At 58.9% G+C, this 24,524-nt stretch carries 24 protein-coding genes; 10 read left to right on the top strand and 14 right to left on the bottom strand.

Annotation, left to right across the window (positions count from 1 at the left end):
- Positions 1-147: 147 nt before the first annotated feature.
- From C9422_RS21645 to C9422_RS21625, 5 genes are all read left to right on the top strand, one after another.
- The gene (locus tag C9422_RS21645) at positions 148-384 is read left to right on the top strand and encodes a hypothetical protein (RefSeq protein WP_102698709.1); all 237 of its coding nucleotides are present in this window, start codon (positions 148-150) and stop codon (positions 382-384) included.
- 144 nt (positions 385-528) lie between these two features.
- Positions 529-1,590: a polysaccharide biosynthesis/export family protein gene (locus C9422_RS21640; protein ID WP_116582078.1), complete on the top strand. Its 1,062-nt coding sequence runs from the start codon at positions 529-531 to the stop codon at positions 1,588-1,590.
- 14 nt (positions 1,591-1,604) lie between these two features.
- Entirely contained in the window at positions 1,605-2,270 is a 666-nt protein-coding gene (locus C9422_RS21635; protein ID WP_116582077.1) for a YjbF family lipoprotein, read from the top strand.
- Positions 2,267-3,028, top strand: coding sequence for a capsule biosynthesis GfcC family protein (locus C9422_RS21630; RefSeq protein ID WP_116582076.1), 762 nt, complete (start codon positions 2,267-2,269; stop codon positions 3,026-3,028). Before C9422_RS21635 ends, C9422_RS21630 begins: the two co-directional genes overlap by 4 nt.
- Entirely contained in the window at positions 3,025-5,103 is a 2,079-nt protein-coding gene (locus C9422_RS21625; RefSeq protein WP_116582075.1) for a YjbH domain-containing protein, read from the top strand. The genes C9422_RS21630 and C9422_RS21625 overlap by 4 nt, the downstream gene beginning before the upstream one ends.
- 608 nt (positions 5,104-5,711) lie before the next feature.
- On the opposite strand, the gene C9422_RS21615 is transcribed toward C9422_RS21625, so the two are convergent.
- From C9422_RS21615 to C9422_RS21605, 3 genes are all read right to left on the bottom strand, one after another.
- Positions 5,712-7,106: an undecaprenyl-phosphate glucose phosphotransferase gene (locus C9422_RS21615; RefSeq protein ID WP_116582074.1), complete on the bottom strand. Its 1,395-nt coding sequence runs from the start codon at positions 7,104-7,106 to the stop codon at positions 5,712-5,714.
- Between the two features lie 391 nt (positions 7,107-7,497).
- Positions 7,498-8,157 (bottom strand): winged helix-turn-helix domain-containing protein, encoded by a 660-nt coding sequence (locus C9422_RS21610; protein ID WP_116582073.1) that lies wholly within the window; start codon positions 8,155-8,157, stop codon positions 7,498-7,500.
- A gap of 295 nt (positions 8,158-8,452) precedes the next feature.
- On the bottom strand, positions 8,453-9,193 hold the full coding sequence (locus tag C9422_RS21605) for a winged helix-turn-helix domain-containing protein (protein ID WP_116582072.1): 741 nt from the start codon (positions 9,191-9,193) through the stop codon (positions 8,453-8,455).
- A 556-nt stretch (positions 9,194-9,749) separates the two neighbouring features.
- Between C9422_RS21605 and C9422_RS21600 the strand changes: the two genes are divergently transcribed.
- On the top strand, positions 9,750-10,583 hold the full coding sequence (locus C9422_RS21600) for an undecaprenyl-diphosphate phosphatase (RefSeq protein WP_116582071.1): 834 nt from the start codon (positions 9,750-9,752) through the stop codon (positions 10,581-10,583).
- 55 nt (positions 10,584-10,638) lie between these two features.
- Here C9422_RS21600 and dusA read toward each other — a convergent pair whose 3' ends face one another.
- A complete protein-coding gene (gene dusA / locus C9422_RS21595; protein WP_116582070.1) occupies positions 10,639-11,634 on the bottom strand; it encodes a tRNA dihydrouridine(20/20a) synthase DusA in 996 nt (331 codons plus the stop codon).
- A gap of 430 nt (positions 11,635-12,064) precedes the next feature.
- On the opposite strand from dusA, the gene C9422_RS21590 reads away from it, so the two are divergent.
- Together C9422_RS21590 and C9422_RS21585 are read left to right on the top strand one after the other, a co-directional pair.
- The gene (locus C9422_RS21590) at positions 12,065-12,445 is read left to right on the top strand and encodes a DUF6124 family protein (RefSeq protein ID WP_116582069.1); all 381 of its coding nucleotides are present in this window, start codon (positions 12,065-12,067) and stop codon (positions 12,443-12,445) included.
- A gap of 105 nt (positions 12,446-12,550) precedes the next feature.
- The gene (locus tag C9422_RS21585) at positions 12,551-12,772 is read left to right on the top strand and encodes a hypothetical protein (RefSeq protein ID WP_116582068.1); all 222 of its coding nucleotides are present in this window, start codon (positions 12,551-12,553) and stop codon (positions 12,770-12,772) included.
- A gap of 53 nt (positions 12,773-12,825) precedes the next feature.
- On the opposite strand, the gene C9422_RS21580 is transcribed toward C9422_RS21585, so the two are convergent.
- From C9422_RS21580 to C9422_RS21540, 9 genes are all read right to left on the bottom strand, one after another.
- On the bottom strand, positions 12,826-13,254 hold the full coding sequence (locus C9422_RS21580) for a DUF2628 domain-containing protein (protein ID WP_116582067.1): 429 nt from the start codon (positions 13,252-13,254) through the stop codon (positions 12,826-12,828).
- A gap of 165 nt (positions 13,255-13,419) precedes the next feature.
- Positions 13,420-14,181, bottom strand: a complete 762-nt coding sequence (locus C9422_RS21575; protein WP_116582066.1) for a transporter substrate-binding domain-containing protein — start codon at positions 14,179-14,181, stop codon at positions 13,420-13,422.
- Between the two features lie 237 nt (positions 14,182-14,418).
- On the bottom strand, positions 14,419-14,706 hold the full coding sequence (locus C9422_RS21570) for a type II toxin-antitoxin system RelE/ParE family toxin (protein ID WP_116582065.1): 288 nt from the start codon (positions 14,704-14,706) through the stop codon (positions 14,419-14,421).
- A complete protein-coding gene (locus tag C9422_RS21565; RefSeq protein WP_116582064.1) occupies positions 14,696-14,935 on the bottom strand; it encodes a type II toxin-antitoxin system RelB/DinJ family antitoxin in 240 nt (79 codons plus the stop codon). The genes C9422_RS21570 and C9422_RS21565 overlap by 11 nt, the downstream gene beginning before the upstream one ends.
- 220 nt (positions 14,936-15,155) lie before the next feature.
- A complete protein-coding gene (gene copD, locus C9422_RS21560) occupies positions 15,156-16,079 on the bottom strand; it encodes a copper homeostasis membrane protein CopD (RefSeq protein ID WP_116582063.1) in 924 nt (307 codons plus the stop codon).
- Between the two features lie 3 nt (positions 16,080-16,082).
- A complete protein-coding gene (gene copC, locus C9422_RS21555) occupies positions 16,083-16,466 on the bottom strand; it encodes a copper homeostasis periplasmic binding protein CopC (protein ID WP_116582062.1) in 384 nt (127 codons plus the stop codon).
- A 52-nt stretch (positions 16,467-16,518) separates the two neighbouring features.
- Positions 16,519-17,421: a copper resistance protein B gene (locus tag C9422_RS21550; protein WP_116582061.1), complete on the bottom strand. Its 903-nt coding sequence runs from the start codon at positions 17,419-17,421 to the stop codon at positions 16,519-16,521.
- A 10-nt stretch (positions 17,422-17,431) separates the two neighbouring features.
- On the bottom strand, positions 17,432-19,138 hold the full coding sequence (locus C9422_RS21545; protein WP_116582060.1) for a copper resistance system multicopper oxidase: 1,707 nt from the start codon (positions 19,136-19,138) through the stop codon (positions 17,432-17,434).
- Between the two features lie 80 nt (positions 19,139-19,218).
- Positions 19,219-19,944, bottom strand: coding sequence for a murein L,D-transpeptidase catalytic domain family protein (locus tag C9422_RS21540; protein WP_116582059.1), 726 nt, complete (start codon positions 19,942-19,944; stop codon positions 19,219-19,221).
- A gap of 82 nt (positions 19,945-20,026) precedes the next feature.
- Between C9422_RS21540 and C9422_RS21535 the strand changes: the two genes are divergently transcribed.
- On the top strand, positions 20,027-21,781 hold the full coding sequence (locus C9422_RS21535) for a murein L,D-transpeptidase (RefSeq protein WP_116582058.1): 1,755 nt from the start codon (positions 20,027-20,029) through the stop codon (positions 21,779-21,781).
- 455 nt (positions 21,782-22,236) lie between these two features.
- Here the strand turns inward: C9422_RS21535 and C9422_RS21530 are convergent, their stop codons facing one another.
- Positions 22,237-22,704, bottom strand: coding sequence for a hypothetical protein (locus tag C9422_RS21530; RefSeq protein WP_116582057.1), 468 nt, complete (start codon positions 22,702-22,704; stop codon positions 22,237-22,239).
- Positions 22,705-22,913: 209 nt separating this feature from the next.
- On the opposite strand from C9422_RS21530, the gene C9422_RS21525 reads away from it, so the two are divergent.
- Positions 22,914-24,485, top strand: coding sequence for a GGDEF domain-containing protein (locus C9422_RS21525; protein ID WP_116582056.1), 1,572 nt, complete (start codon positions 22,914-22,916; stop codon positions 24,483-24,485).
- Positions 24,486-24,524 lie beyond the last annotated feature (39 nt).

Here is a 24,524-nt window from a genome sequence, read left to right as displayed (position 1 = left end):
AGATATAAACCTGCCGTTCGACTTTTATCAGTTGGGTAAGACTGTGAAAGAACAACGGATCTTGTTCGCATTTTTGCGGACTTGAACTCTACCACCTCTAACGTAATGCCCGATTTCTATCAGGTTGAATGTTAGAAAGGAGTTGATATGAAGAAAGCGATGGCAATTGCCCTGTTGACGATGTTGAGCAACTGGGCGTCCGCGGTAGAAGCGCCGCTTACAACTGCGACCAATGTATTGGGTAACGTGGCGGCGACTCAAGCCACTGCAGCCAGTACTGCAATGGTCGCCAGTGCTGTAGCGGCGTCCAACAGTGGTGGAAGTGCAAACGGCGGTACGACGGGTACGACAGGTACCACGGGTACAACCGGCACGCACAACTAACTGAAACACCTGTTGGTGCAGTACAAGGTCGCCCGATGCAAATCGGGTGACTTTGTTTTTAGATTCGCCCTTGAATAGCGTAGTGCCATTATGACTCGTAGTTTTTCTCTTTTAATGTTGGCAAGCATCGCTTTACAAGGTTGCATGTTTTCCCCCGGCCAATACCTGAGCACCAGTGATATCACACGCCAGGGCGCCAGTGAGAGCAGCCGGGTCGAGCTCATTCCGATCACACCCAAGCTCATCTCCATGAACAGGGCCACGCAAAAGCGCGAGTCCGTGCCGGCGGAATTGCTGGCGGCCCCGGCCGAGTACCGCATCGGCAGCAACGATGTGCTGTACATCACGGTCTGGGATCACCCGGAGCTGACGGCACCCTCCGGCGCGCAACAGCAGATTGACGCCAACGGTCGCCTGGTACGTGCCGATGGCACGCTCTACTACCCGTTTATCAAAGAGGTCCAGGCGGCCGGTAAAACCGTCCAGCAACTGCGGGCGGACATCGAAGCCAGGCTGTCGGCCTTCATCGCGGAGCCGCAAGTGGATGTCGCCGTGTTGCGCTTTTCCAGCCAGAAAGTCGTGGTGACGGGCGCCGTTTCGAAGGCTGGTCCGCAAGCGATTTCCACCAATCCGCTCAGTGTGGTCGAGGCCCTTGGTTCAGCCGGTATCGATACGGCGAGCGCCGACTTGTCCGGTCTGTTGCTGACGCGAAACGGGCGGGTCTATACGCTCAATCTCGACACGCTCAATCAGTCGGATTCCGAGTTGCAGAACGTCTACCTCAAGGGTGGCGACCAGTTGTATCTGCCGTACAACGACAAGAAGCGCATCTACGTCATGGGTGAGGTCAACCAGCCGCGCGCACTGAGTTTCAAGACCGCCACCATGAACCTGTCCGATGTGCTGGGCTCGGTCGGCGGATTGAGTCAGACCACCTCCAACGGTAACGCCGTGTACGTGATCAGGGGTGTTGAAAACCTCGATGTGGAACCGGCGAAGGTCTACCAGTTGCAAGCCGAATCACCGACCGCCATGGCGCTGGCCACGCACTTTGAAGTACGTCCCCAGGACGTCGTCTACGTAGGTCCTGCCAACGTGACTCGCTGGAATCGCTTCATCAGCCAATTGGTGCCGTCGGCATCGATTGTCGGTACGGGCGCTTCCGCGGCGAAGAACATGAGTGAAGTCAGCAGCAACAGCAATTAAGGCCGGGTCCGATCGTGAGAACGTTGAAAGTTGGCGTCTGCTTGATAGCGGCCTTGATGTTGTGTGGCTGTAACCCGCTGATGGTCGCTTCGTTGACCAACCTCAAATCGGCGGTGTCAGGGCCGGATGAGCTGGACGTGACGGCGGCCCAGGTGGCGGATGTCCGCTATCCCCAGCTCAAGCTGACCACACCGTCCGGTTCCGGCGTGCTGGCGCTGGTGCGTGAGCGCGACGACCTGCAGTTCTGGGTCGCGTCCGGCAAACAGGTTCTGCTCATGCGCGATGGCCTGGCAGTGCGCAGCATCGGCCTGGGCCTGGGCGGCGATCTGGACGGGACGCGCCTTGCCGACGTCTCGCCCTTCAAGCTTGGCCTCCACAACGTGCCCGATGGCTACACCAGCCAGCGCTGGATCGATCTCTACCAGGGCCAGGAAGTCGGGGTGACCTTGAACAGTCGCTTCTCGCGCAAATCCGTGGAAACCCTGGAAATCCTCAACAAGGAATACGCCGTGCTACGTGTCGATGAGCAGATTGACGCGCCGGCCATCGGCCTGCGTGCGACCAATCGTTACTGGGTCGACCCCGTTGACGGTTTCATTGTGCAGAGTGAGCAGCAACTGACCTCGCAGTTGCGGGTCAAGATCGTGCAACTGACCCCTGACCGCAGGCATGCCCGGTGAAGCGGGTCAGGGCTCTATCGGCGTGCCTGCTGTTGCTCACCAGTGTCAGCCATGCAGCGGTCACCGTCACCGGTGACGTGGCCCACCCGGGGCCGGTCGACCTGCCGGCGGGCGGGCGGTTGCTGGACGTGATCAGCGTGGCCCAGCCCAATGCCGAGAGTTACTGGTTGGCGGGCGTATTGCTGCGTCAGTCCCTCGTCGAGCAACAGGCCCGGCTCAAGGCCGGGGTGCTGTTCGATCTGGACGTGTTGCTGCGCATGGCTGTGCTTTTCGACAGGCCGAGCCGGGCTGCCCTGGCGGTGCGCTTGGCCGAGCAAGTCCGGCGCATGCCGGTCACCGGGCGCCAGGTAGCGGTGCTGGACCCGGTCGCCGTGGAAGTCGGGTTTGCCCGCAACATCCGCCTGGACGACGGCGACCGCCTCATCTACCCGTTGCGGGTCGACGAAGTCGAGGTGCTCGGCGCTGTCGCCGAGTCGTGCCGGTTGACCTATCAACCACTGCAAGAGGCCCGCGATTACCTGCAGGGTTGCACGCCGCTGGTCGATGCGGACGCCGATTACCTGTGGTTGATCCAGCCCAACGGCGTCACCCGGCGCGTGGGCATTGCGCACTGGAATCGCGAGAGCGGGCAGATACCTGTCGCCGGCAGCAAGATTCTGGTCCCGGTCAAAACCGATGACCTTGATCCGCCTGTCCCTGAACTGAATCAGCAGTTGGCCGAATTTATTGCCACGCAGCTGGCTGAGGTGGTTCGTTGAATTTACGTTTTGCAGCCGTATTGTTATTGCCGTGTGGTCTGGCTTATGCAGAACCACGCATTACCCAGAATGATTTCGGTGGCGCGGGCTTGTTGCAGACGCCGACGGCGCGCATGGCGCCGGCCGGTGAGTTGAGCCTGAATGCCAACCGCACCGACCCCTATAGTCGCTACAGCGTTTCGCTTCAGCCACTGGAGTGGCTGGAAGGTTCGTTTCGCTACACCGCGATCACCAACCGCCCCTATGGCCCCGAATCGTTGAGCGGCAACCAGAGCTACAAGGACAAGGCGGTCGACCTCAAGGCCCGCCTGTGGGAAGAAACCCATTGGGCGCCCGAGGTGGCCTTGGGCTTCCGGGACATCGGCGGTACAGGCCTGTTCTCCAGTGAGTTCGTGGTGGCCAACAAGCGCTACGACAATTTTGATTTCAGCGCAGGCATTGCCTGGGGCTACCTGGGCAACCGCGGCGATTTCGAAAACCCGCTGGGCTACCTCGGTGATCGATTCAAGACCCGGCCGAACAACGAAGGCACCGGTGATGTCAACGCCGGGGCCTATTTTCGCGGTAGCCCTTCCTTTTTCGGTGGCGTGAGCTACCAGACACCTTGGGATCGGCTCAGCCTGAAACTCGAATACGAAGGCAACGATTACAAGCACGAGCCGAAGGACAACGTGATCAAGCAGGACACGCCGATCAACCTTGGCGCGGTGTTCAAGCTGACTGACTCGATCGACGTCAGCGCGGCCTGGGAGCGCGGCAATACGGCGATGTTCGGCGTCACCTTTCACACCAACTTCGCCAGCCGCAAGGCGCCGGCCAAGACGTTCGATCCGCCGGCTGAACCCTTGCCTGCGAAGGCGCCGAGCACCGGGATGGATCAGGTCGACTGGGCCGATGTGTCCCGGCGCCTGCAGCAAAATGCCGGGTACAAGGTCGAGCGCATCAGCCAGCGCGATTCCGAATTGTTCGTGTACGGCGAGCAGCAGCGCTATTTCCATTCGGCCAAGGCCGTAGGCCGCGCGAGCCGGATTCTGGACAACAGCGTCAACGACGATATCGACTGGTTCACCGTGGTGAACAAGCGCTACGGCCTGCCGTTGGAAGAAACCAGCGTGCCTCGGCAAACCTTCCGCGAAGTGATCAACAATGAGGAGCCGCTGCAATCGCTGCACCGCACCACCGAGATCAACCCGGCGATGCCGCACAACGAGAAAACTCTCTACACCGAAGCGATGCAGCCATTCGCTTATGGTGTCGGGCTGGGCTTCAAGCAGAACGTGGGCGGCCCCGATGGCTTGCTCTATCAGTTCAGCGCCGACGCGGACGCCGAGTACCGCTTCAACCGCAACACCTGGTGGAGTGGCTTGCTCAGTGCCAACCTGATCAACAACTTCGACAAGTTCACCTATGACGCACCCAGTGGCTTGCCCCGCGTGCGCACGGACTTGCGCCAGTACATGACCACGTCCGATGTCACCATGCCGTTGTTCCAGGTCAGCCATGCCGAGCAGTTGGACAAGGACCTGTATGGCATGGTCTACGGTGGCTACCTGGAGTCGATGTTTGCCGGCGTCGGGGGCGAGGTGCTGTTCCGGCCGACCGGCGAGCGCTGGTCGGTGGGCGCGGACCTGAACTACGTCCGCCAGCGGGAGTTCGACCAGGGGTTTGGCTTGCGTGATTATTCCGTGGTGACCGGCCACATCACCGGCTACACCGACTTGCCCTACGATACGCTGGCCGCCGTCAGCGTCGGGCGGTACCTGGCGGGTGACTGGGGTGGCACACTGGATATCTCGCGGGAGTTTTCCAACGGCGTACGGTTTGGCGCCTGGGCAACGATCACCACCGCCACCGGCGCTGAATACGGCGAAGGTAGTTTCGACAAAGGCATCTACCTGTCCATTCCGTTCGACGAACTGATGAGCATGTCGACCATGCGCCGCGCCAACCTCGTCTGGTCGCCACTGACCCGGGACGGCGGTGCACGGCTCAATCGCAGCTTCCAGCTGCACTCCATGACCGACAGCCGCGACGACGACATGTTCTATCGCAACTTCGAGAAGATCACCGAGTAACCTGTGGGAGCGAGCTTGCTCGCGATGACGTCGGCACAGCCAGCATCCATGTTGGCTGACCCGACGCTTTCGCGGGCAAGCCACGCTCCCACAGTGGTCTATTGGTGGCTCGAAAATCTGATTGCACACCAGACTCCTGTGGGAGCGAACTTGCTCGCGATGGCGTCGGCACATCCAGCATCCATGTTGGCTGACCCGACGCCATCGCGGGCAAGCCACGCTCCCACAGTAGTTACTTGGCGACCCGTAGATCCAGGCACACCGCCAATCCCCTGTGGGAGCGAGCTTGCTCGCGATGGCGTCGGCACATCCAGCATCCATGTTGGCTGATCCGACGCTATCGCGGGCAAGCCCGCTCCCACAGTAGTTACTTGGCGACCCGTATATCCAGGCACACCGCCAATCCCCTGTGGGAGCGAGCTTGCTCGCGATGGCGTCGGCACATCCAGCATCCATGTTGGCTGACCCGACGCTTTCGCGAGCAGGCTCCCACAGGGGGGGGCTTTTGGTGAACCGGATATCCGGGTAGCCGCCCAACCCCCGAATCACAGCCACGAAAAAGGGGACTTGCGTCCCCTTGCGGTGTTGCCTTGTGTAGCCCTAGACCATCAGTAGATGTCTTTCGACAACAAGGTGAACGGCGTCTTCACCAGAATCTTCAGGTCCAGCCACAACGACCAGTTGTTGATGTACTTGAGGTCGATCTCGACACGCTTCTGCATCTTGTCGATGGTGTCCGTCTCGCCACGGCAACCATTGATTTGCGCCAGGCCGGTAATGCCCGGTTTGATTCGATGGCGGGCCATGTAGGCGAGAATTTTCCCGGAGTAGTAGTTGTTGTGCGCGATGGCGTGAGGGCGCGGGCCGACCAGGGCCATGTGTCCTTGCAGCACGTTGAACAGTTGCGGCAACTCGTCCAGCGAAGTGCGACGGATGAAACGTCCGACGGCGGTGATGCGCGAGTCGTTACGGCTGGCCTGCTTGACCTCATGATCGTCGTGCACCCGCATGGAGCGGAACTTCCACACCTGGATCACCTTGCCGTTCCAGCCATGGCGGTCCTGCTTGAAGAACACCGGGCCGGGCGAATTGAGTTTTACGGCCAGTGCAATGAGCAGCAACACCGGGCTCAGCAGGATAATGGCCAGCAGGGCCACGCTTTTTTCCGCCAGGCTTTTACTCAGTGCGGCAGTGGGCCGGCTGGTCAGCGGGCTTTCGTTCAGGTAGATCGCCGGCAAGCCGTCCACGACTTTCACCGAGTGATTGAGCAGCGTCAGGCTGTTCAAGTCCGGCACCCAGACCACGTCAACGTTGGCATCCAGCAAATCGACGTACATGGCTTCGATTTGTGCCGCTTCCGAGAGGGGCAGCGTGATGTACAAACGACGGATGTCATGGGTCTTGATCAGTTCCAGCAGGTCTTCCTGGGCGCCGACGATGCGGGGTGCGCCGGGTTCCAGGGAGGGAAGGGTGCCGTTGCTGACCAGGCCCACCAATGGCAGGTTTTCGAGGTCGCTCAGCTTGTTCGCCAATCCCAGTGCCAGTTCGCCGGTGCCGACGATCAGGGTTTTATGCTCGCTTTTGCGTGACCGCTGGTAGAACTTCGAAAACGCATGCAGCGGCGCATACAGCAATGCCTGTCCGAGGAAGCCGTACACCGCCCAACCCAGGATGACTTGTCGGGAAAACAACTCATCGGCCTTGCAGATAAACGCGATGCAGGCCAGCGCCGCCATCGTCATGGACCAGCCCATGAACAGGCGTCCCAGCCCTGACAGATAATTGTCTCTTTTGCGGTACACACCGCTGAACGTATAAGCCGGAACCGAGGCCAGGACGGCGAGCGTTGCGCACATTCGGTAATAGAACTCGACCGATCCGGTGTGCCGTTCAGCAAGTATGAACAACAGAGAAACTACAAAGCCCTGTGCCAGCGCCCATTGTCCCCAAAAGGTAAGTCCCTTGAGGCCAGTGTTTCGATTGATACCAAGAGTAAGATCCATACCATATCCCCAAAAGACGTCCATTCAGGTTTCGACAGTTGAAATCCGAGTTGTTAAGTAGACTTGTTATTGTTGTTGGAGCGAGTGTCCTGAGGTAACAACGTCGATATGCCGAACTGTCGTCAGTCAATAGACTAAGTTATTGGCGGAGATACTGTCTGACGAGTTCTAACAAGATGGCAAAGTGCCAACTAGCAAAATTTTAGAAAAGTTCGAGCGTTAGAAAAGGTCGAAGGGAAGTGGGTGAATAATGAACGTGGTCTTTGGTATTGTAGGAGGGGTGGGGATAAGAGAGTCTTGCCAGCGCGGAGGTTGAAACCAAACAGAGTGCTTTTTTTATTGTTGTAGTCGCACTGTTTCTGTTTGTTTTAATTGATAAAGTTCGAGGTGACTACGCCACGACTTCCTGGATCAGGCAATAGCCGCGATTTCGGACTGCGCGAAACAGTCGTTCACCGTTACTGGCCAATTTGAATTTATCTTGCAACCGACTCAGGCACATTTCCAGGCCGCGATACTGCTCCGGCTCCCTGCCGATGCTGAGGATCAATTCGTCGCGACTGACGACGCGCTCTTCATGGTGCAGCATCTTCTTCACCAGCGCGGCTTCCAATCCGGTCAAGCTGATCTCGACGCCCTCTTTTGCCAATACGCTCTGGTCCTTGTCGAGTTGCCAGGCTTCGCTGTAAGGAGTGTCGCCTTCGATTGATTGCGAGATATCGTTGGCTACCCCGGCAGTTGCCGGCAGGCTGTGGAATGGATTCGTCGATTGCACTGCCAGCCATTCGGATTCCAGGGTGGCCAATAGTCGCTGTGTATCATGTTCGATACTGCGCGCGACGTTCTTCCTTGAAACGTTTGGGTAGCTGAATTCCATCAGCACGGGAGCGGAAGAGGGCGAAGCAACACCTTCAACAAACATTTGTGCCTGAGAGGTGCCAAACGAGTTGAAGCGCTCACTGGACAGGATGGTCTCAAGTTCACGCTGCGACGTAGTGCTGTGGGTCACGACGACAAAGTATTTCCTTGGGAGGGTTGTACTAGTTTCCATGTCTCTCTCCTGAAGTACACACCAAATTTGGCGAAAAGATGATCGGCAGGGGAGTAAAGACTCCCTCGGAAGTAATCGAAAGGCAGGGTCTGGGCCCAAATTGGCCCTCGATAGGTTCCACTCGATCTACAGCTGCAGAATAAACTCTTATTGTTATGGTCCGATGTTGCCTCGGTGATTGAATCGATAAGTGCCGTCAGTATGAAATACAAAAAAAACGATGAAGTCGAGACCTTTGTATCGTTGAGGAGTATCGCCTGTTGAATTGATATTAAAGCGCCATCCCTGCTGTGTATCAGGGGGTCGAGATCAGCCCCCTCATCAACCGGTAGCCATGCCCCCGGATGCTCTGGATGGCGTTTGTGCCATACATGTCCTTGATTTTTCCACGAAGGCGACTGATCGATTTTTCCAGCGCCCTTGGGTCATAAAAGTTGGTGTTGAGCCCCATGATGTTGGCGATTTCATCGTGGCTTAGTATGTGGTTACTGGTTTGCGCAAAGGCTTCCAGGATCTTCATTTCTGCAAAGGAAATGTCCAGCTTCTTGCTGGTGCCCAGTAGACAAATACGGGTGGGGTCCAATATCAAATTGATGTCTCTTTGCCATTCTTCACTGTTGAAGAACTCGCCGAGCAACTCAGAGCTTTCATCGGAAAGGGTATTGAACTTGATACAGTAGTCGGCCCCCGCAAGATAGTACTTGATCTTGTTGTAGCTGCCTCGGCCCGTGATCACCGCGCAAATGATGGGTTTCAAGTTGCCGGTGCGCAGGTTTTCCACTAGCGCGAGGCTTTCCTCGAGGGCCTGGGGGCTGTCGATGATGATGAAGATGGCGCGGTACGAACCAGAGCGTTCATTCTTCTTGAATGAACTAGTGTAGGCGTTGGCCTCTAGTGCCATATCGGTCCGCACATGCCTTGCGACTAGCGCTCTAAAATGTTCAGCCACGCCACGGGTACGACCCAGAGTGAGAACTCCGGGTTCATCGTTAGTCTGGCGCGGGCTTCTAGTCGCTAAGTTCCCTGTAAGCATCATGCATTGACTCGAATAGGTGCTGACATCGGGATGTTAAAGCACCGGTTCTCATCTGTGACTGACAATTGGTAACATTTACGCCAATTTTAGACGTGGCTCCCGAGTTTTCTAACAATAGTTAAGCTTTTCAAGCTTTTAGTTGATTTTCTCGGCGGGCTGAACTAGTGAAATTGCGCCCTTAGATGGTGGCAATATGGAATTGTGCCACTATTTTGAAACGATGGCGATTTGTTTTTATGTCCTTTTGCCACTGTTTGGCCCACTAGGTGCCACCATTCATGCCCGTGTGATGAATCCAGTAAGAAACACAAATACTGTGAGAACGATCACACTTTATTGAGTGGCGAGACTTTTTTCTACTAATTACCTAAATATTTACCGGGCTGTTCGTACCCGGACGATTATTAACATGGCTTGAGTGTGTCTTTTGATAAGACATATTCTCCCTCGCTACATCAGGTAATGGGTGTGGATGTCTCGATTGTTTTGCTTGAGCTACTCAATATCTGAGTGCAGTTGACGGATCGTTCCCAAAGAACGGTCTGACGGAGGATGGATGGATTTCTGGACCCTTTTCAAAGTGTTGGTACTGGGCGCGGTAGAGGGCCTGACTGAGTTTCTGCCCATCTCCAGTACGGGCCACCAGATTATTGTTGCGGACTTGCTGGAGTTTGGCGGCGAACGCGCCATGGCGTTCAATATCATTATTCAGCTGGGCGCCATTCTTGCCGTAGTCTGGGAGTTTCGCCGCAAGATTACAGAGATCGTCAAAGGACTGCCGACCCAACGCAATGCACAACGCTTCACGCTGAACGTACTGATCGGCTTTCTTCCGGCCGTCGTTCTGGGTGTCTTGTTCGCCGACCAGATTCATCACTACCTGTTCAACCCGATCACCGTGGCCGTCGCATTGGTCGTGGGCGGCATTGTCATGTTGTGGGCGGAGCAGAGGGACCACGTGGTTCACGTCGACCATGTCGACGACATGCGCTGGCCGGATGCGCTGAAGGTAGGCTTCGCGCAATGCCTGGCGATGATACCGGGCACTTCCCGTTCCGGATCGACCATTATCGGCGGGTTGCTGTTTGGCCTGTCGCGCAAGGCCGCCACCGAGTACTCGTTCTTCCTGGCGATGCCCACCATGGTCGGTGCGGCGGTGTATTCAGGCTATAAGTACCGGGAACTGTTCCAGGCCGGCGACCTGGCGGTTTTCGCCCTGGGCTTCGTCACCGCGTTCTTTTTCGCCATGATCGCCGTGCGCGGCTTGCTCAAGTTCATTGCGAACCACAGCTATGCCGCCTTCGCGTGGTACCGGATTGTGTTCGGATTGTTGATCCTGGCGACCTGGGCATTCGGATGGGTGAACTGGACGGCGGCGGCCGCCAGCTGACCGGCGAGCCAGGCGGATCGAACCGCCTGGCTTGTATGGCGAGAACAACCGGGCATCAACGCCCTTCAAGCAACCCGGCCGCTTGATCCAGCAAGGCCAGGGGCTCCTTGGCCTTGTGGATATCCACCGACAACAACTGCCGAAACTTGCGCGCCCCCGGGAACCCGGTGCCCAGCCCCAACACATGCCGCGTGATGTGGTGCATCGAACCGCCGGCATCGATGTGTGCCGCGATATACGGCCGCAACTGCGCCAGTGCTTCGGCACGGGTGATCACCGGCGCCGTACTGCCGAACAGCTGCTGATCCACCTCGGCCATCACATAAGGGTTGTGATACGCCTCGCGGCCCAGCATCACGCCGTCGAACGTCTGCAAATGCTCGTGGCAGGCCTCCAGCGTCTTGATCCCGCCGTTGAGAATGATCTCAAGTTCAGGAAAATCCGCCTTCAACCGCGCCGCCACGTCATAACGCAGGGGCGGAATGTCACGATTCTCCTTCGGCGACAACCCCTCCAGAATCGCAATCCGCGCATGCACGGTAAAACTGGTGCACCCGGCATCCCGCACCGTGCCGACGAAATCACACAGCTCCTCGTAACTGTCCCGGCCATTGATCCCGATACGGTGCTTGACCGTCACCGGAATCGACACCGCATCCCGCATCGCCTTCACACAATCGGCCACCAACTGCGGATGCCCCATCAGGCACGCGCCGATCATATTGTTCTGCACCCGATCGCTCGGGCAGCCGACATTCAGGTTCACCTCATCGTAACCATGCTCCTGCGCCATGCGCGCACACGCCGCCAGGTCCAGCGGCACACTGCCGCCAAGCTGCAGGGCCAACGGATGTTCGGCCTCGTTGTGGCGCAGGAAACGCTCGTGATCGCCGTTGAGCAGGGCGCCGGTGGTGACCATTTCGGTGTAGAGCAGGGCGTTTTTCGACAGCAGGCGCAGGAAGAAGCGGCAGTGGCGGTCGGTCCAATCCATCATCGGCGCGACGGAGAAACGGCGGGAGAGCGGGGCGGGTGTAGCGGTGGTTACGTACATTGGCAATCTGGAATCGGTGAGGCTGGGAGGTGGGGGAGTTTATCAGGAATGGGATGACGGGGCTCAGGAGTCCGAATACCGGCAATCAGGTCTGTTTAAATCAGCATGAAAATGTCGGAGATTTCCCGCAACACACGTCCCCATCGCCCACATTGCACTGCCTCAGCCACCCGGATAGCCTTTTTGCGTCGCTGCACATTCAGCGACAAGGGTGTGGAAGCCCTTCACAAGATCTAGGCGCACAGGCGCCACCTGAATTTAGGCAGGCGCTTTTTTCATGTCTGCTGTTAAATTATGGCGGCTGTGCGCGGGGCACCTTCGGGTGCGCCGGGTTCCTAGATCCCCGGTCTTCCACACCTGCGCACAGCTGCCACCCATCATGTGGAAGTGATGCTGGCAGTTCCTTCATTCAATTCTAGGAGCGACAACAATGAAAAAAATCACGCCTGATCCTCCGGTTGCTTCAGCAGCTTGCGACTCACTTGATCTCGACCAGCTATCCGAAGCCAGCCATCGCATCGTCAGTAAACGCCTGCGCAACCCCAATCACGCCGACCCCATCTGCCACGTCTTTACCATCCTTCCCGACGTCGACACCGAAACCTTGCTGTGCCACGCCTGCGAAACCCTCGCTTCGCTTAACGTCCTGACAACCGATCTGGCCTGCAAGCTCGAAGGCTCACCACGCAGTCTGGCGTTGTCGATTCAGCAGTTGGCGGTGGTGGGGGAGTTGTTGGTGAGTCGGGCGTTGGATAATGTCGATCCCCAAGTTAATTGGGATGACAGATCTCCAAGTGCGCACGGTTCCTGAACCAACGCTGACTTGCCGAAAAGTTTCATGATGTTTCGTTGATGTGAGGCATAGGATGACCGCCAAAGGTCATGTCCCCACGCCTCAACCCACAGGAATAAAAAAATGTTCGCAAACCTGATCAAGGTCTCGCTAATCGCAGGTGCCGTGCTGTTGAGCGCCTGTTCGGGTGTGAGTGCCCATCGCGATTATTCGGCTGACTCGGTGCAGCCGGCCGGCTTTGGTCCGGGACCCACCCACAGCAATGCCAACCAGATGAATTTCCATGGCAGTGCGCTGGGCAATAGTTTTGGCGAGTATGGTGCGGGGTTGTTGCACGAGGATTGATCGGTGACACAAAACGGTGGAGTGATTCCACCGTTTTGCTATCCGGGCGCGGCTCAGACCATCCTCAAGCCTTCAAAAGGATTCCAGCCTTGCGAGCCTTTTACCTGTTTCAGGTAGTAGGCGTAGTTGGCGCTCAATCCGTACATCAGTGCAAAGACGATATTCATACCGCTGTTGAGGGCCTTGGGGGCTTCTTCATAACCCAGCAGGGTGAAAATCAATGCCAGGACAAAGGACAGGGCAATGATGATCGCGATGATTGCCAGGTTCTTTTTCCACAGTCCAAGCACGAAGAAATAGATCGGCCCGAAAAAGAATGCGATGAAGTTCAGGTTGATCAGGATGCGCTTGCGCGCTGGCAGCTGTTTGAAGCCCAATTTGAAGTCAGGGCTTTTGGGGCCGCCGTACTGATCAAAAAAAGCGAAACGTTCCTGCCATTTCGGGCTGACATTGTAGGTTTGCAATTCATCCGTGCTGCTCATTATCTGTCCTTGTTTGAGGGTTCTGCTCGGTCGAGGCATCGACCGGGTTATCGTTCGGCGCGCCTATCAACGCGTTTTGCTGTGACCGGCCTGTTACCGGTGCGAAAGTAGTTTCAAGGATGTAACGGAATTTAACAAGTCATGACCCGGCGCCTTGGCATGCCGTTATTTGCCCTCAGGCACCGCCAGCCACTGCCGCCGAATCTTCTGATAAATCCCCGTTGCCTTGGCCAGGTGCAGCCACTGATCGACGTACAGCTTCCAGGTGATGTCGTCACGGGGCAGCAAGTAGGCTTTTTCGCCGTATTGCATGTAGTGCGTCGGGTTGACGGCGCACAGGCCCGGTTTGAGCTTTTGCTGATACAGCGCCTCCGACGCATCGGTGATCATCACGTCAGCCTTTTTATCCAGCAGTTCCTGGAAGATGCTCAGGTTATCGCGCAACTGCAGTTGCGCCTGGGGCAGGTAGGCGTGGACGAATGCTTCGTTGGTGCCGCCGGCGGGTTCGACCAGGCGAACCGAAGGCTGGTTGATCTGTTCGACGGTCTGGTACAGCGCCTGGTCTTCGCAACGCACCAGCGGGATTTTGCCGTCGACGTCGAGGATGTTGCTGAAGAAGGCTTTTTTCTGCCGTTCCAGGGTGACCGAGATGCCGCCCATGGCGATGTCGCACTTGCCGGCGAGCATGTCGGGCATCAGGGTTTTCCAGGTGGTGGGCACCCACTCGACCTTGACGCCCAGGCTGTCGGCCAGGGCGTGGGCCATGGCGATGTCGATGCCGGAATACGCGCCGTCCTCGGACTTGAGGGTGTAGGGTTTGTAGTCGCCGGTGGTGCAAACGCGCAGCTGTCCCTGTTGCATGACGCTGTCCAGATGCGAAGGTTCTGCCTGGGCGCCAAGGGTGAATGCGAGCAAGCCGCCGAGCATCATTGCTCTATTGATTTTCGTCATTGTTATCGGGCTTTTGTGCTGGAGTGGTTTTGAAAGGGGGAGTGTAGTGAAACTTTCATCGGTGTGAAAAAACAACGCCCCCTGAAAATGGCTTCAACCTTGCGTCAGTATCGCGCTCACTCGGCCTTGATAAATTACGGCTGATTTTCCGCTGGGGGGGGTAGGACGTTGCCAGGTGGTTGGATTACGTCAGAAACGTGACTCAACCGACCATTACTTCAAACGTCCAGCCGCCTTGCGATAAACCTGCTCACGCTCCCGTTTATCCACAGCTACCACAAACACAGTAATTTCCTGGTCAATCACTTGATAGACCAAGCGGTAACCGCTGCTACGTAGTTTGACTTTGTAGCAGTCAGGAAAACCATGCAGGCGGTTAGCTTCAATACGTGGATTGTTCAGGATCTCCACCAGCTTCTTTTTGAGCTGCTGTCGGACTGTGTCGCCAAGTTTTTGCCATTCCTTCAATGCACGGGCATCAAACTCAAGGCTATAGGTCATCTATGGAAACCCTGACTCGTTGAGGAGATGCAAGCCGTTCCCGCACAGTGGCCAATAGTGCCTCATCGTCTTCAGTCATCAAGACCGGCTTGAAAGGCAGCTGACCACGCTCCGCCACATATTGCAGGGTCTGGCGCATCAGTTCGGAAGGTGTGACGCCGAGTTTTTCCAGTTCGAGATAGGCGCGAACTTTGAGGTCGTCATCGATACGGATGTTGATAGATGCCATGGGACAGGTTCTCATGTAATGACATTTGTCATTACATTGAATCAATAGCTTCTCATTGGCAAGTCCGCCGAGACGTACGGCTAATTTAGAGAAAATTCGTACTCGGGAAGATGAAAGCGTCAGCCGGCAATGATCCCATCGCCTGGGCCATTGCCCAGGCTTGGCTGGCCCAAGTTTAAATCGGTACGTCAGTGTCAGAGATTTCCCCTTGAAGATGGGCTCATTCCACTTCCGGGCTCAACGTCCCCAGCCACGCCACCAACCCCACAATCAAAACTGCCGCGGCCATTTCCACGACCACGCTGCGCCGAAGTGCATGGGCTGCCACGCGATATTGGCCTTCCCACAATGACTGCTCCAGCAAGGGGCCAAGATGAAAGCGGTTGAGCGCCGCCAACACCAGCATCCCGGCAAACAGCAGCACTTTGATCGCCAGCAGGATTCCGTAATGGCCGAGTAAAACCTCATCGAGTCTCGGCCCGACGATGAACAGGTAGTTCACCACGCCCGTCACGGTGATGATCACGACGACCAGCGCACCGACAAGCTCGAATCGCCTGACGGCGTGAGCCAGCAAGCGTATGTGTGCTTCAGTTTGCAGGGCCCGTGGTTGCGCCATCAACGCGAACGCCAGCAACGCGCCGAGCCAGGCGCCCGCCACCAGCAGGTGCAGGATGTCTGTGGTGAAGTGCCAGTAACGACGGCTGCCTTCGTCCATGGCGCCATGGCCGCTCCAGGCCAGGCTGGCGAGGGCGATGCCGCCGGCAGTGCTGGCGATCGCCAGGGCGAGGCCGGGGGCGCGTGGGGTTAGCATCGCCGCCAGACCTGCGACCGCCAACGCAATCATCCGCACGGCCCAGGCCATCCCGACGTCTGTCTCGAACAGCATCATCTCGAGGTGAGGGCGTAGCTCGGCAAGGTCTGATTCGCCGCTCATGGCGCGGACCATCAGTACCATGCCGGCGATGGACAGCAGTGCACCGAGACCGGCAGTTCCCGTCAGCCATCGGCGAAAGGGCAGCACCGTGCCGGATCGCCGTTGCTGTTCTTTAAAGCTGTAGAGCCCGAACAGCGCCACGCCAAACAACAGCATCAAATCCATATACAACACAAACCGCAGAACGACGTTGGCCGGGTCGCTCATCGATCATTTCACTTTGAAGGTGACGTTGCCGGTGATCGGGTGGGTGTCCGACGACACCGCGCGCCATTCGACCTTGTAGGTACCGGCAGTCAAAGGTGTTGTCGGGGTAATGAGCATGGTTTTCGGATCGCTGCCGCCGCTGACCTTGGCCTTGACCGGCATCGGGGCGTGGGCCATGCCGGCCATTTCGGTCATCAGCAGTTTGGCGCCGGAAAACTGCGTGACGAGGTTTTCGGAAAAGTGCAGTTCGATCTTGTCGGGCGGCGCACCTTCCGCGCCTTCCACTGGAGTGGAGGCGAGCAGTTTGGGGTGGGCTTGAGCGAGGGTGTTCATGAGCAGGCCGCTGAGTAACGCGATAACGACGGCGGTGGGTTTGATGATGCGCATGCAGGGTCCTTTACCGCTCGAAGCGGTTGTTGTTGGTTTTGGGTGAGTCTGTTCAGAACCACATCCGAACACCGAGCACGAGGCGGGCTTCGCTGCGATCCTCGCCTTCGTCGTTGGCGTAGTCGGCGGTGTTGCCGTAGGTGCGGTTCCAGGTCACGCCGAGGTAGGGCGCGAATTCCCGGCGGATTTCGTAGCGCAGGCGCAGGCCGGCTTCGGTGTTGGACAGCCCCGCGCCGATGCCCCGTTGCGGATCGTTTTTGCCGTAGGCGTTGAGTTCGACGGTCGGCTGCAGGATCAGCCGGTTGGTCAGCAGGATGTCGTAGTCGCCCTCCAGCCGCACGGCGCTCTGGCCGCCTTCGCCGATGAAGGCTGTGGCTTGGGCCTCGAAGTTGTACAGCGCCATGCCTTGCACGCCGAAGGCGGCCCAGGTTTGCGGGGCGCCGGGTTTGAAATCCTGGCGCACGCCGCTGACCACGTCCCACCACGGGGATATGGCGTGGCCCCACAGGGCCTGGATTTCCGCATCCTCGGTCACGCCGTTGGTGCGCTCGCCTTCGGAGCGCAGCCACAGGCGATCGATGTCGCCGCCGACCCAGCCGGACAAATCCCAGGCCAGGGTGCTGCCGTCATCGGCGTCCTGCCATTCGAGTTTGTCGGCGAGGAAAAATGAATTGAGTGTGTTGTCGTGCACATGGTGGCCGGCGGGGTCGGCATACACCGCCGCGCGATCGGCATCGGTCAGCACCGGGATCGGCGTACGGCTTTCGCTGGGGGCAGCGGGCTGCATCTGGCCTTCGTCCATGCTCTGCATCTGACTGTGGTCCATCTGGCTATGATCCATGCCTTGCATCTGGCTGTGGTCCATCTGGCTGTGATCCATGCCTTGCATGTCGTCGTTGGCGGCCATCGCCGTGGAGGTCACGAGTGCGAAAAAAACCGGGGTGAATCGAATCATGGGGTGTGCCTCATTCTTCCACGCGAACTTCACGGAACATGCCCATTTCCATGTGGTACAGGAGATGGCAGTGATAGGCCCAACGGCCGAGCGCATCGGCCGTGACCCGATAGCTGCGCCGGGAGCCTGGTGGCATGTCGATGGTGTGCTTGCGCACCATGAACTGGCCGTTCTCGTCTTCGAGGTCGCTCCACATGCCGTGCAGGTGGATGGGGTGCATCATCATCGTGTCGTTGACCAGCACGATCCGCAGCCGCTCGCCGTACTTGAGGCGCAGGGGCTCTGCATCAGAGAACTTCACGCCGTTGAACGACCAGGCGAATTTTTCCATGTGCCCGGTCAGGTGCAGTTCGAGGGTGCGGCCAGGCTCGCGGCCGTCCGGGTCTTCGAAGGTGCTGCGCAGGTCGGAGTAGGTGAGCACGCGGCGCCCGTTGTTGCGCAGGCCCATGCCGGGGTCGTCGAGTTTCGGTGCAGTGGACATGGCTTGCATGTCCACCAGCGGGTTGTCGGTTTCCGAGGCCGGGTGGGACTGCATGCCGGGCATGTCGCCCATGGCCATGTTGCTGTGATCCATGCCCGTCATGCTGCCGTGGTCCATGCCGGCCATGCCCATGTCATCCATGGTCACCAGGGGGCGTGGGTCCAGTGCTGGCAGCGGCGCTACCCGTCCCGCCTGCACCGCCAGGGTGCCGCGTGCGTAGCCGGTGCGATCCATCGCCTGGGCGAACAGGGTGTAGGCCGCCTCGGTCGGTTCGACGATAACGTCGAAGGTTTCCGCCACGGCAATGCGAAACTCGTCGACGCTCACCGGTTTGACATGGAGGCCATCGGCGGCAACCACGGTCATTTTCAGGCCGGGGATGCGCACGTCGAAGTAACTCATGGCCGAGCCGTTGATGAAGCGCAGCCGCAGCTTTTCCCCCGGGCGGAACACCCCGGTCCAGTTCATGTCCGGCGCCTGGCCGTTCAACAGGTAGGTGTAAGTGGCGCCGCCGACGTCCGCGAGGTCGGTGGGGTTCATCTTCATCTCGGCCCACATCTTGCGGTCGGCGACGGTCGGCCCCCAGCCTTTTTCGCTGACGTCGTGGATGAAGTCGCCCACGGTGCGCTTGTTGAAGTTGTAGTAATCGGACTGTTTTTTCAGCGTCTTCATCAGTTCGACCGGGTCTTCGTCGGTCCAGTCGCTGAGCATCACCACGTAGTCGCGGTCGTACTGGAACGGCTCCGGGTCCTTGGCGTCGATCACCAGCGGGCCGTAGACGCCGGATTGTTCCTGAAACCCCGAATGGCTGTGATACCAGTAGGTGCCGTTCTGCCGCACGGTGAACTGGTAGACGTACAGGCCACCCGGCTCGATGCCCTTGAAACTCAGGCCCGGCACGCCGTCCATGTTGGCCGGCAGCAAGATGCCGTGCCAGTGAATGGAGGTGCTGTCCTTGAGTCTGTTGCGTACCCGCAGCGTCACCGTATCGCCTTCACGCCAGCGCAGCAGCGGGCCGGGAATGCCACCGTTGATGGTCAGTGCAGTGCGCGGGGTGCCGGTGAAGTTGACCGGGGATTCACCGATGAACAGGTCGAAATCATTACCGGCCAACACCTGCGGTTCGCCGGGACTGCTGATCGCCCAGACCGGCGTGCGCCATAACCCGAGGCCGCCGAAGAGCCCGCCGATGGCCAGGCCTTTGACGAAGGTGCGTCTTGATGTGTGGGAGTGCATGCCGTGTGTTCCGCCCGTCAGCCTGTTGAACTTGTCGACGAGGCTAGCGGGCGGTGCCTTTCAGCAGGCTGAGGCGGGGATTACAGTTTTGACAGGTTGGACGTTGCTTTCTGGCTTGAAGAGGACTTTTCCCTCGAGGCCACGGTGTCGCCGCAGTTGATGTAGGAGGACGACTTCAACCAGCGCTGGTCCGGGTAGTAGGAAAACAACAACTGGCCGTCCTTCATCGAATCAATCAGCCGATGGGCAATCGCCGGCCTGACGGCCGGGCAACCCAGGCTGCGGCCGATGCGGCCATTGGCGCGGGCCAGCACCGGGCTGACGTAGGGCGCGCCGTGAATGACGATGGCCCGGTCAAAGGCGTTGTCGTTGAAGCCGGGCTCCAGGCCTTCCATGCGCAGCGAGTAACCGTTCTGGCCGAGATAGCTTTGCTGGGTGCGGAACAGACCGAGGCTGGTGGCGTGGCTTTCATTCTGGTTGGAGAACAGCGTCGCCATGTTTTCGCCGCTGTTGCGGCCATGGGCGACCAGTTCGTGAAACAGCAACTTGCGCCGTTTAAGGTCGAAGACCCAGAGGCGTTGTTCAGTCGAAGGCAGAGAGTAATCGATCACCGCCAGTCTTTGCGCTGGGGCGACGCCTTGGGCACGGCTGCATTGGGTGGCGCGAACGGCCAGGGCAATCACTTTGGCGTCGGCGCCTGGTGCTGCTTTGACCAGCGCGTTTTCAAGCGAATCGGCGTACGCTGACGTTACTGATAGGCACGTCAGTAAAATGGCAAATAAAAGGCCAAAGCGGTTTAGCGCCATAGTCGGGTCTCATCATGATAATTTCGAGTCTAGCAGCGCGCGCAAAGCTGGCGCCGTTGAATCAGGGGATTAAGGATTATCCATGGTGCAATTAACAAGGTCATTCGTCATAAGCCGCATTTTTTTTATGGGCTTTCTGATCAGCGGTGCTGCATTTGCGCAAACTTCGCCGATTGAGTCGGTATCTACCGCGAGCAGCAAAAGCGATGCCGCGGCGCCCGACGATGCGGTCGGCCAGGCGATTCAGGCAACGCTGGAACCGCTGCGCTCGGCCTTTCCGCCGTTGCTCACGGCAAAGCGCAATCAGCGTGCGGACGTCAGCCGGGTGGTGCTGGATTTCTATATGCATCGCAACTATCGCGCCGCGTGGACGGATGATCGTGATGTGCTGCAGTTGCTCAAGAGCCTCGAAGACACCCGGATCGACGGCCTGACCCCGACGGATTTCCGTATCACCGAACTGGCCCAGGCCCATGAATCGCTGATGGCCGCCATGCCTTCCACGGCGCAGCGGGCGATGTTCGACATGGCGGCCACGCGTACCTTCATCACCGCGCTGCTGCAACTGCGCCGGGGCAAGGTCGATCCGTCGCGGCTGGACATTCACTGGAATTTCGATCCTTCCGGTGGCGGCGCCCGCGAGGACATGGACAACCTGTTCGCCGCCCTCGATGCCCATGACGTGGCACGTGCATTCGCCGAGGCGCCTCCCCAGGAAGAGATTTACCGCAATTTGCGCGAAGGCCTGGCCCGGTTGCGCCAGGTGCGTGATGCGGGTGGCTGGCCGAAAGTCACCGAAGGTCAATCGCTCAAGCCCGGCATGGACGGGGTGGCGGTCGCTCAATTGCGTGCGCGCCTGGTGGCGGGCGGGTACCTGGACCCGCACCAGGCGAAAAAAGCCGGTTACGACGACAAGGTTATCGCTGCGGTGAAGAAGTATCAGACCGAGCAATACCTGGGGGCCGACGGTGTGGCGGGGGCGGCGACGCTGGCGGCGCTGAACGTCCCGGTCGAGGCGCGGATCGATCAGGTGCGGGTCAACATGGAGCGCGCCCGCTGGCTGTTGTACAAACTTCAGGGCACGTTCGTGATCGTCGATATCGCCGGCTACAAGGTGGCGATGTACCGCGACGGTCTGCCCATCTGGCGTTCGCGGGTGCAGGTCGGCAAGCCGGTGCGCAGTACGCCGGTGTTCCAGGCCGAAATCACCTACATCACGTTCAACCCGACCTGGACCGTGCCGCCGACCATCCTCAAGCAGGACGTGATTCCGAAAGTCCAGAACGATCCTGGCTATCTGGCGGCCAACCGGATTCGTGTGCTTGATCGCGAAGGCAATGTACTCGATCCATCGGACGTTGACTGGAGCAACCCGCGAGGCATCCACCTGCGTCAGGATGCCGGGCCCGACAGTTCGTTGGGGCAGGTGGTGATCCGCTTCCCCAACGACTATGCGATCTACCTGCATGACACGCCGCACCGCGAGCTGTTTGCCAAGACGGTCCGGGCCACCAGCTCGGGCTGCATCCGCGTGGAAAACCCGCTGCAACTGGTCGAGTTGTTGTTCAACGACCCGGTGCGCTGGAATAGTGCCGGGATTCAAAAACAGTTGGCCAATGGCAGGACCGAGAATATCCAGCTGCCGGTGAAGGTGCCGGTGCTGCTGGCCTATTGGACCGTGGACCTGAGCACTGACGGGCGGGTGACGTTCAAGCCGGACATTTATGATTACGACACCCGGGTGTTGCAGGGCTTGAGTCAGCCGACGAAATTGCCTCCCCTGGACTTGCGTCGGGCAGAGATCCCGCTGGTGGTGACGGGGCAGGGCCAACAGTAACCAAAGCTGGCTCCTACAGTTTCAGCGTGGGCACGACCCCTTGTGGGAGCTGGCTTGTCGGGTCGCCGCATCGCAGCGATGGTCGTTAACGATTACGCGTGTGAACTGGATGAACGCGGTCCCTTGTAGGAGCTGGCTTGCCAGCGATGGACGTTAACGATAACGCGGGTGAACTGGGTAAACGCGGTCCCCTGTAGGAGCTGGCTTGCCAGCGATGGTCGTGAGCGATAACGCGTGTGAACTGGATAAACGCGGCGCACTCGAGTCCATCGCCAGCAGGCTGGCTCCTACAGTTTCAGCGTGGGCACGCCCCCTAGTGGGAGCTGGCTTGTCGGGTCGCCGCATCGCAGCGATGGACGTTAACGATAACGCGGGTGAACTGGGTAAACGCGGCGTATTCGAGCCCATCGCCAGCAAGCTGGCTCCTACAGTTTCCCCAGCCCTGTGGCACCCACCTAAAGCGCCAACCCTTGTTGCACCACGACAAGCAGATCGCTTTCTGTCAGCGCCACCGCATCCAGTTGTGCCGTGGCTTGCTCGATCGTTTGTAGCCACCAGTGTGTTTCCCCGTGTTCGTCCAAGGTGCGCAGCAGGGCGAACTCGTTGCCCGGGGAGTGAATCTCGACGCGTCCCTCGCCATCGGCGGTGAAGCGTGCAACCGGGTCAAAGGTCATGCTGTGCCCGTTGCCGGCGATGACCAACTGGTCGATGGCGTAATCGTAAGTGTCACCATCGGCATGACGTTCGATCACGTGGGTGGCGTTGCGCCGCAGGACCAGGCCCGCTTCGGTCAAGGGCAGCAGCCAGTGCTCTATCCGTTGATACAGTTCGTAGACCTGGCCCGGCCAGCCATCGATCGCCTGATCCGCGCTGGTCAGCCCTGTCTGTTTCAATTTTGCAGCGAGCTCGTCTGCCTTGCTCATGTCGATTCCCTGTATGGAGGTCAGTCTAATCGTAGCTCGTTGACGCGCAGGCAGTGCTGCCCTGGGTCATGTTTGCACCACCGCCGGGCAGGCGTGAGACCGCCGGGCAAGTGGTTGCCCCTTTGTCGTGGATAACCCCGTAAACTACCGCCCACAAAAACTGAGGGCTTTGGGCCGTTGTCCATGCTTGCCCCCGAAAGGATGAACGTTTGCCCACGCGCTTTAACAACCCGGACCACGCCCCTGGCGTTGTATTGAAACGCATACCGCTGCGCAAGGCCGCGGTGTTGTTCATTGCCACGGTGTGCCTGTGCCTGTGCGGTTTGCTCTACCTGCAACTGGAGCAGTCCCGTCGCCATGACCTGAGCCTGGCGCAAGTGGCGTCTTCGAACTTGACGCGGGCCATGGCGCAGCAAGCCGAAGACACCTTCATGAAAGCTGACCTGGTGCTGACCAGCCTGGTGGACTGGATTCAGGTCGACGGTTTCGGCCAGGACATGCGACCCCGCTTGCAGCAGACCTTTGCCCGGCGGGTGCTGGCACTGGATCAATTGCACGGCATCCTGTTGTTCGACCAGAAGGGCCAGTGGGTGGTGACCTCGTTTGAAAACCTGCCCCGGGGGGCCGGGGTCGCGGATCGCGAGTACTTCAAGTATCACCAGCAGAACGTATCGTCGGTGGCGCATATCGGCCCGGCCATCCGCAGTCGGGAAAACGGCGAGTGGATCATCCCGATTTCCAAACGGGTCAACGACAGGAACGGGCATTTCCACGGCGTATTGCTGGCCGGCATCAAGATGTCGTACTTCGACCAGTTCTTCAAAAGCTTCAGCCTGGACGACAACGGCTCGATGTTTCTCGGCCTGACCGATGGCACCTTGTTGGCGCGTCGACCTTTTGTAGAAGCGCAGATCGGCGTGTCGCTGGCCCAAGGCGAGATCTTCCAGAAGTTCCTGCCACTGGCCAACTCAGGCAATGCGATGTTCACGTCCATCATTGATGGAGTGACACGCCTGTACGGTTACCGCCAGCTGGAGGCGTATCCGCTGGTGGTCGCCGCGGCGTCGTCCACGCAGACCATTCTCGCGGACTGGTACGACACGGCGTTCCGCTCCAGCCTCATCGTTGCCCTGGTGCTGCTGGGCGTGGGGCTGTTCGGGTGGGTGTTCCTGCATCAGGTGCGTGTTGGCGAGCAGGTCGAGTCGGATTTGCGCAGGGCCCAGCAAGCACTGGAGCTGATCGCCACGCATGACAGCCTGACCGGCCTGGCCAACCGCCGGTTGTTCGAGCGGGCGATGGACGTCGAGTTCGGGCGCGGTGCCCGGCAGGCAAGCCCCTTGAGCCTGATCATGCTCGATATCGATTACTTCAAGCGCTACAACGACACCTACGGCCATGTGGTGGGGGATCACTGCCTGGCCGAAGTGGCACGCGCGCTGAAGAGTTGCTGCCACCGCAAGGCCGATCTGGCGGTGCGTTACGGCGGTGAAGAGTTTGCGGTGCTGCTGCCCGACACCGACATCCATGGCGCCATGACGATTGCCGAGCAGATTCGTCGCAGTGTCATCGACAAGAACATCACTCACACCGGCTCGCCCAATGGCTACGTGACGGTCAGCCTGGGTTGCTATTCGTTCGTGCCCGCGGGCCGGGACAGCATGGACGTGTTTGTCGAGCGGGCGGATGCGGCGTTGTATCAGGCCAAGCATTCGGGACGGAACCGCGTGGCTACGTTGTCGATGGCCGGGGCTGGCGAGGCGTTGATGCGCTCCGACCGTTGAAGTGCTTTTGCTGCCGGTGGTCCGTCTTCCGGGTCAGTC

The organism is Pseudomonas sp. B1(2018) (assembly GCF_003097365.1).
In the GTDB taxonomy this organism is placed as follows: domain Bacteria; phylum Pseudomonadota; class Gammaproteobacteria; order Pseudomonadales; family Pseudomonadaceae; genus Aquipseudomonas; species Aquipseudomonas laurylsulfatiphila.
Note: the sequence above shows the minus strand (reverse complement) of the source record. Positions and strands in the feature narration are given on the sequence as shown.

Coding starts and splice junctions, on each gene's coding strand:
- dusA (WP_116582070.1), bottom strand. CDS start 11,634: ATGTACGTAACCACCGCTACACCCGCCCCGCTCTCCCGCCGTTTCTCC.
- C9422_RS21530 (WP_116582057.1), bottom strand. CDS start 22,704: ATGAGCAAGGCAGACGAGCTCGCTGCAAAATTGAAACAGACAGGGCTG.
- C9422_RS21545 (WP_116582060.1), bottom strand. CDS start 19,138: ATGCACTCCCACACATCAAGACGCACCTTCGTCAAAGGCCTGGCCATC.
- C9422_RS21565 (WP_116582064.1), bottom strand. CDS start 14,935: ATGGCATCTATCAACATCCGTATCGATGACGACCTCAAAGTTCGCGCC.
- C9422_RS21600 (WP_116582071.1), top strand. CDS start 9,750: ATGGATTTCTGGACCCTTTTCAAAGTGTTGGTACTGGGCGCGGTAGAG.
- C9422_RS21615 (WP_116582074.1), bottom strand. CDS start 7,106: ATGGATCTTACTCTTGGTATCAATCGAAACACTGGCCTCAAGGGACTT.
- copD (WP_116582063.1), bottom strand. CDS start 16,079: ATGAGCGACCCGGCCAACGTCGTTCTGCGGTTTGTGTTGTATATGGAT.
- C9422_RS21645 (WP_102698709.1), top strand. CDS start 148: ATGAAGAAAGCGATGGCAATTGCCCTGTTGACGATGTTGAGCAACTGG.
- C9422_RS21540 (WP_116582059.1), bottom strand. CDS start 19,944: ATGGCGCTAAACCGCTTTGGCCTTTTATTTGCCATTTTACTGACGTGC.
- copC (WP_116582062.1), bottom strand. CDS start 16,466: ATGCGCATCATCAAACCCACCGCCGTCGTTATCGCGTTACTCAGCGGC.
- C9422_RS21640 (WP_116582078.1), top strand. CDS start 529: ATGTTTTCCCCCGGCCAATACCTGAGCACCAGTGATATCACACGCCAG.
- C9422_RS21605 (WP_116582072.1), bottom strand. CDS start 9,193: ATGATGCTTACAGGGAACTTAGCGACTAGAAGCCCGCGCCAGACTAAC.
- C9422_RS21610 (WP_116582073.1), bottom strand. CDS start 8,157: ATGGAAACTAGTACAACCCTCCCAAGGAAATACTTTGTCGTCGTGACC.
- C9422_RS21590 (WP_116582069.1), top strand. CDS start 12,065: ATGAAAAAAATCACGCCTGATCCTCCGGTTGCTTCAGCAGCTTGCGAC.
- C9422_RS21575 (WP_116582066.1), bottom strand. CDS start 14,181: ATGCTCGGCGGCTTGCTCGCATTCACCCTTGGCGCCCAGGCAGAACCT.
- C9422_RS21580 (WP_116582067.1), bottom strand. CDS start 13,254: ATGAGCAGCACGGATGAATTGCAAACCTACAATGTCAGCCCGAAATGG.
- C9422_RS21535 (WP_116582058.1), top strand. CDS start 20,027: ATGGTGCAATTAACAAGGTCATTCGTCATAAGCCGCATTTTTTTTATG.
- C9422_RS21570 (WP_116582065.1), bottom strand. CDS start 14,706: ATGACCTATAGCCTTGAGTTTGATGCCCGTGCATTGAAGGAATGGCAA.
- C9422_RS21585 (WP_116582068.1), top strand. CDS start 12,551: ATGTTCGCAAACCTGATCAAGGTCTCGCTAATCGCAGGTGCCGTGCTG.
- C9422_RS21550 (WP_116582061.1), bottom strand. CDS start 17,421: ATGATTCGATTCACCCCGGTTTTTTTCGCACTCGTGACCTCCACGGCG.